Origin of the sequence: Stieleria sp., from assembly GCF_041595215.1 — a bacterium.
GTDB classification, from domain to species: Bacteria; Planctomycetota; Planctomycetia; order Pirellulales; family Pirellulaceae; genus Stieleria; species Stieleria magnilauensis.
Map to the genome: position 1 here is coordinate 1 of NZ_JBFHKV010000575.1, position 5,352 is coordinate 5,352.

General features: G+C 59.5%; 11 protein-coding genes. All 11 read left to right on the forward strand.

Annotated features, from left to right (window positions below; genetic code table 11):
* The coding region (locus ABX749_RS20330) for a DNA cytosine methyltransferase (RefSeq protein WP_372897581.1) at positions 1-654 on the forward strand (654 nt) is incomplete at its 5' end.
* Positions 651-860: a hypothetical protein gene (locus tag ABX749_RS20335; protein ID WP_372897582.1), complete on the forward strand. Its 210-nt coding sequence runs from the start codon at positions 651-653 to the stop codon at positions 858-860. The genes ABX749_RS20330 and ABX749_RS20335, both read left to right, overlap by 4 nt.
* Positions 857-1,339, forward strand: a complete 483-nt coding sequence (locus ABX749_RS20340; protein WP_372897583.1) for a hypothetical protein — start codon at positions 857-859, stop codon at positions 1,337-1,339. Before ABX749_RS20335 ends, ABX749_RS20340 begins: the two co-directional genes overlap by 4 nt.
* A 249-nt stretch (positions 1,340-1,588) precedes the next feature.
* Positions 1,589-2,305, forward strand: coding sequence for a hypothetical protein (locus ABX749_RS20345; protein ID WP_372897584.1), 717 nt, complete (start codon positions 1,589-1,591; stop codon positions 2,303-2,305).
* Positions 2,302-3,624 carry a replicative DNA helicase gene (locus tag ABX749_RS20350; protein ID WP_372897585.1) on the forward strand — a complete coding sequence of 441 codons (1,323 nt, stop codon included), beginning with the start codon at positions 2,302-2,304 and terminating at the stop codon, positions 3,622-3,624. Before ABX749_RS20345 ends, ABX749_RS20350 begins: the two co-directional genes overlap by 4 nt.
* A 2-nt stretch (positions 3,625-3,626) precedes the next feature.
* Positions 3,627-4,118, forward strand: a complete 492-nt coding sequence (locus ABX749_RS20355) for a hypothetical protein (RefSeq protein ID WP_372897586.1) — start codon at positions 3,627-3,629, stop codon at positions 4,116-4,118.
* A complete protein-coding gene (locus tag ABX749_RS20360; protein ID WP_372897587.1) occupies positions 4,119-4,319 on the forward strand; it encodes a hypothetical protein in 201 nt (66 codons plus the stop codon).
* Positions 4,316-4,525, forward strand: a complete 210-nt coding sequence (locus ABX749_RS20365; RefSeq protein WP_372897588.1) for a hypothetical protein — start codon at positions 4,316-4,318, stop codon at positions 4,523-4,525. The genes ABX749_RS20360 and ABX749_RS20365 overlap by 4 nt, the downstream gene beginning before the upstream one ends.
* Positions 4,522-4,767, forward strand: coding sequence for a hypothetical protein (locus ABX749_RS20370; protein ID WP_372897589.1), 246 nt, complete (start codon positions 4,522-4,524; stop codon positions 4,765-4,767). Before ABX749_RS20365 ends, ABX749_RS20370 begins: the two co-directional genes overlap by 4 nt.
* Positions 4,764-5,081, forward strand: a complete 318-nt coding sequence (locus tag ABX749_RS20375; RefSeq protein WP_372897590.1) for a hypothetical protein — start codon at positions 4,764-4,766, stop codon at positions 5,079-5,081. The genes ABX749_RS20370 and ABX749_RS20375 overlap by 4 nt, the downstream gene beginning before the upstream one ends.
* A 71-nt stretch (positions 5,082-5,152) precedes the next feature.
* Positions 5,153-5,352, forward strand: a 200-nt coding sequence (locus ABX749_RS20380) for a DUF4326 domain-containing protein (RefSeq protein ID WP_372897591.1), incomplete at its 3' end; no start/stop codon positions are given.

Consider the following 5,352-nt stretch of genomic DNA (forward strand, 5'->3'; position numbering starts at 1 on the left):
CACGACGACGTGCGGACCTGGCCGCAGCCCGATACCGAACGGGTCGATGTCATCGCGGGAGGGTTCCCCTGCCAAGACATCAGCTATGCCGGAAAAGGGGCAGGACTCGCGGGAGAGCGGTCGGGACTGTTCTTCGAGCTTGCCCAAATCGTTCGCGAGATGGGACCAAGAATCGTTGTCCTGGAGAACGTCGCAGCGTTGCTTACTAGAGGAATGGGAGAGGTTCTCGGGACGCTGGCCTCGCTCGGGCTTGATGCGGAGTGGACTCAGCTACAAGCGTTCGACATGGGCGCGCCACATGCCAGAAAGCGAGTTTTCATTGTGGCCTACCGCAAAAGCGACGGAGATACCGACGGGGGTAAACGCACAAGGCGGGCTGTCCTTGACATCAACCGCAAGACTTTGGGGGACGCCGACTGCTTGTGCATGGAAGGGCAGCGGCCCGATCGGCAGCAAATCATGGAAGCACGACATTTTGAATGGAAACCTGAAAGCACAGGTCATGGAAGAGGCTACTGGGCAACTGAACCCGACGTGGGTCGAGTGGCTAATGGGGTTCCCGCTCGGGTGGACCGACTTAGAGGACTCGGCAACGCAGTCGTGCCACAGGTCGCAGAGTACATCGGACGACGAATCGTAGAGGCGTATCAATGAGCAAAGCAAGAGCCAAGATCCGCAAGATCATCGACGACAGCGGCGGCGGTTGTGCGAGCAAGTGCGACAGTGCGGCGATTACGAAACTGGCGAAGTTGTATGACCGTGGCGACGTGACGGTCATGGACCTGGTGGCGGTGAGCGGGAAGGCGTTGTGTGATCGGGTGAAGCAAAGGGTGCGAACAATGAAGAGGGAAAGCAAGTGATCTATCTAGGAGTGGACCCAGGGGCGAGCGGTGCGATTGTGGCGATCAACGGCAACGAGATCACGCACGCACGAAACGACTGGACCGAAAGGGACATCAGCGACTGGCTGATTCAGTTCGAGCCGGACAACGAGGACCGGTGTTTCGCGACGCTGGAACAAGTCCACTCGATGCCGAAACAGGGCGTTGCGTCATCGTTCAAATTCGGAATGTCTTACGGGTTCCTGCGTGGGCTTCTCGTCGCCCACCAGATCGCGTTCGAAACCGTCACGCCTGCCAAGTGGCAGCAGGTGATGAGGTGCCGCAGCAAGGGCGACAAGAACGTCACGAAGGCGAGGGCGCAGGAGTTGTTCCCGGCGCACAAGTGGACACACCGGACGGCAGACGCGGTGTTGCTGGCGGAGTATGGGCGGCGAACGATGGCGGAGCGTGTGATGCACGAACGTCTCGACGATGAGCGGCGGAGGGTGGTTCAGTGATGCAGAAAAAAACTTTCCCGGCAGCGAAAAAAGAGGGTCCGCAATCGGGAGAAACAGGCTACAACCGGACTCGCAACCACATCCTGACATTATCAACCAACATCCTGGCACGCAGCCTTGTTATCATACTTGGCGTCGCGCCCGTGCATCTTTTATGCCGCCGTTGGTTGGTGTCGGAGGTGGTTGCACACGGGCGCGACTCTTTTGATTGTCGCCCCTATTCAAGTGGATTGAATGGAGTGTGCGACGATGGCAGGTGATTGGATCAAGATCGAGAACACGACACCGGACAAGCCGGAAGTCTTCCGCATGGCGGAGAGGCTTGAGATCGATCCCGATGCCGTCACCGGCAAGCTCGTCCGTATCTGGATCTGGGCAGACCAACAGACCGTCGATGGTAACGCTGGCTGCGTTACACGTTTGTTACTAGATCGTCTCGCTGGCGTTTCAGGGTTCGCAGATGCGATGTCTGACTGCGGTTGGTTGCAAGAAGAGAATGGTGAACTACTGCTACCCAACTTCGAGCGACACAACGGAAAGACCGCTAAAACACGGGCTTTAACGCGAAAGCGGGTAGAGTCACACCGCAAGAACTGTAACGCCGACACCGTTACACCTGCGTTACCAGAGAAGAGTATAGAGAAGAGTATAGAGAGGGGCGCGCCCGCGAAACCTAAAGCGAAGAAAGCACGCCCGACCCTGGAAGAGGTCCAGACGTACTGCGCCGAGCGAAAGAACTCGATCGACCCCGTGCGGTTCATGAACCACTACGACACGAACGGGTGGGTCCAGGGCAAGGGCAAGCCGATCAAGGACTGGAAAGCCGCGGTGCGGACGTGGGAGTCCAACGGATTCTCGGCAGGTGCCAAGCATGAGCCCCCGAAAACGGATCTTGCGGCCAGAGCTCGGAAGCAGCGAGCCGAACGCGAAGCCAAGCGAAAGGCAGAGCGGGAGGGCGTGGCATGACCAAGCAGATGGCAACGCTCGCCAACGAGCTCGAAAGATCACTTTTCGCCGCGGTCGTGATTGACCCCTCGGTTCTGCCGCGGGTGTGCGAGATCACCACCGGGTCCGAATTTCTCGACATGACGCTGGGTCAGGCGTTCGACCTGGTGGCTGATCGGTTCGCCGCGCGGCTGCCGGTGAACGACATCACGGTCCTGGTTCCAGAGTTCCGAAAGGCCGGCATCCTTGACGAGCTCGGCGGGATCCGTGGATTGGCTAACCTGATCCGAACGGTGCCAACGTCATCGAGTGCCGTCTACCACGCCGAAGAAGTCAACCGGCTGCACCTGCTGCGAAACCTCAAAGCGATCGCGGAAGAGCTTTCACAGGCGGCTGACGATCCGGCAGCGGCACCGTCGGACCTGATCGCACGGGTTGACGCCAAGACGCTCGGGGTAGCCGCGAAAGGGCGTGACGACGTTGTGTCGCTGTCTCAGATGATGAACAACCTCGCGGACCAACTGGACAACGACCGGGCCAACGGGACGATTGCGGGAATCTCCACCGGGTTCGTGTCGGTTGACGAGAGCACGGGCGGGCTATTCCGCGGCGACTCGATCGTGCTGGCGGCCAGAACGTCGATCGGCAAAACGGCGATGGGGATGCAGATTGCGATGAACTCGGCCGCGGAGGGCAAGACGGTCCTGGTGCTGAGTTTGGAAATGAAGGAGTTGCAGCTTGCCCAGCGGATCGCCGCGGGGCAGATCGGCGTTTCGTTGATCGACCAGCGAACCGGGAACCACACCCAGCACGATTCGCAGCGGATCCGAGACTATGCCGCGCAGCATACCGATACGAAGCTGATGGTGAAGCCGGCACGGAAGGCGACGGTTGCCCAGATCGGGGGCTATGCCCGATCGGTCAAGGCGACGATGGGCCTGGACCTGCTGGTGATTGATTACATGCAACTGATCACGCCGCGGGATCGACGGTCAACGCGGACTGAGCAGGTGACGGAAATCAGCAACGAGATCAAGACGCTGGCGATCGAAGTGGACATCCCAATTCTGTCGCTCGCACAACTCAACCGGCAAGGCGAGGGCGAAGCTCCCAAGCTGTCGCACCTGCGGGAATCGGGGGCGATCGAGCAAGACGCGGACGGGGTTTGGTTCCTCCATCGCGACCGCGACGGAAGTGATACCCAGTTCATCGTCGAGAAGAACCGGCAAGGCCCCCGCGGTGTGATTGAGATGCAGTTTGAACCCGACCGGTGCGAGTTCCGAGAGCTCACGATTCAGGAGCACCCGAACTTCCACAGTGATTTACCGGAGTACGTCTAGGGATGGCAAAGATCGAAGCAGTGCCCACGGAATACAAGGGCGTCAAATACAAGTCGAAGTCGGAGGCGATGTTCGCCAAGTACCTGGAAGCCGGGCCAGCGTCCAAGCCAGGCGGTGGGTTCACCTATGAACCGAAGGAGTTGATCGTCGGAAACTACGCGCCGGACTTCGTGGTGTGGTGGTTGATCGACGACGAAGTGTCGTTCCAGCGTCAGATGTTCCAGGTCATTGAATACAAGCCCAAGAAGCCAACGAACGCATACACAAGCCGGTTCATGGAGCGGGCGTCAGTGATGCGACCGCGGCTAAATGAAATGGGGGTTGCTCGTCCGGTGTTCGGCATTTTTCACGGGAGCGTGTGGAACAAGACGAGCGGGATCATCCAGGTCGATCCGGTGCGACTGACGACACACGACACGGGCATTGATTGGATTAAGAACGCGCGGCAGTTGATGCAGGACGAGCGGTACGACCTTGTGGCAGAGGCTGGATAAATGACCCGCTACATCATCCCCGCCGGCACCCGCTGCAAGATCGCCCCAAACGACGACAACCGGCCCTACACCCCGCACGAAACCACACAGGACGGCGAGGGCGAGTTATGGCCGGAGGCGAGCGACGAAAGCGTGCTGGTGATCGCTACTGACAAATGGGTTTATCGAGTTCCTAAGAGCAAAGTGAGGATTGAAGAGTGAGTGACAAGAAAACATTTGCGGACCATTACTGGGAGCGTGCTTGTGGGCATGTGAAGCTGTCCGATCCGGTCAACCCGCTGAAAGAGTTTGCCCAGTTTGTGGCGGACAGGTTGTATGACGCTGGCGTCAGGGACGACGGGAGCAGAGAGCTGGCCGATGTGTTGCGAGAGGCACGCCGGATTCGTGATGGGGGGGCGAAGCAATGAGCAGCCCAGTCTACGAAACCCGAACCATCAAGGTCGCAGTCACCCCACTCGGCGGCGCAATCTTCGACGAACGCACTACGATTGTCGAAATCGAGGATGAGGGCGGCGGCGAGTTCGTTTGCGTGAGCCAGTGCAACAGCCGAGCGGAGGGCGGTCGTCTGTCGTTTGAGGCTGACGACTGGCCAGCGGTTCGGGCTGCGGTCCAAGTGATGCTGGATCAGTGCAAAGAGGCGAAGCAATGAGCGACACCGACAACTACAAGCCCGGCGACAAACTGGCGTTTAACGTCTATGGGCAATGGGAAATACACACGGTTGACCGCGTGACTCCCTCTGGCCGCATCATTTGCGGGCACCGCACGCTGAACCCAGACCTATCCATTCGTGGTCGCAGAGGCTTCGGAGGGCCGTTTGTGGCGTATCCCGTGACGCCGAAAATCGAGCGTGAGGCGTGGAGGCAAAAGGTCGTCATGCACGCTGACCGATTCAATTTCGCATCGCTCAGCGACGGTGCGTTGTGGCTGGTCGAGCAGGCAATGGCAGGGGCGAAGCAATGACCCACGGCCCCCAAAAGCAGCCCGCCAGTCTTGCGAGATTGGCGGCACAGCAGAAGCAGGTAGCGGCAGCAATGACCCCAACCCGCCACCAACGCCGCCGAACCAAGGGCTACCGAATGCCGCCGGGCGTGGTCTATGTCGGCAGGCCGGGGAAGTGGGGAAACCCTTTTAACGATGCCCACACGTTCCGCATCACACTCCGATGGCTAATAAACCACCCCGGCAGGGTCGACCTGCTCGGAGCGAGCAAGGAGCAAGTGGGCCACATGCG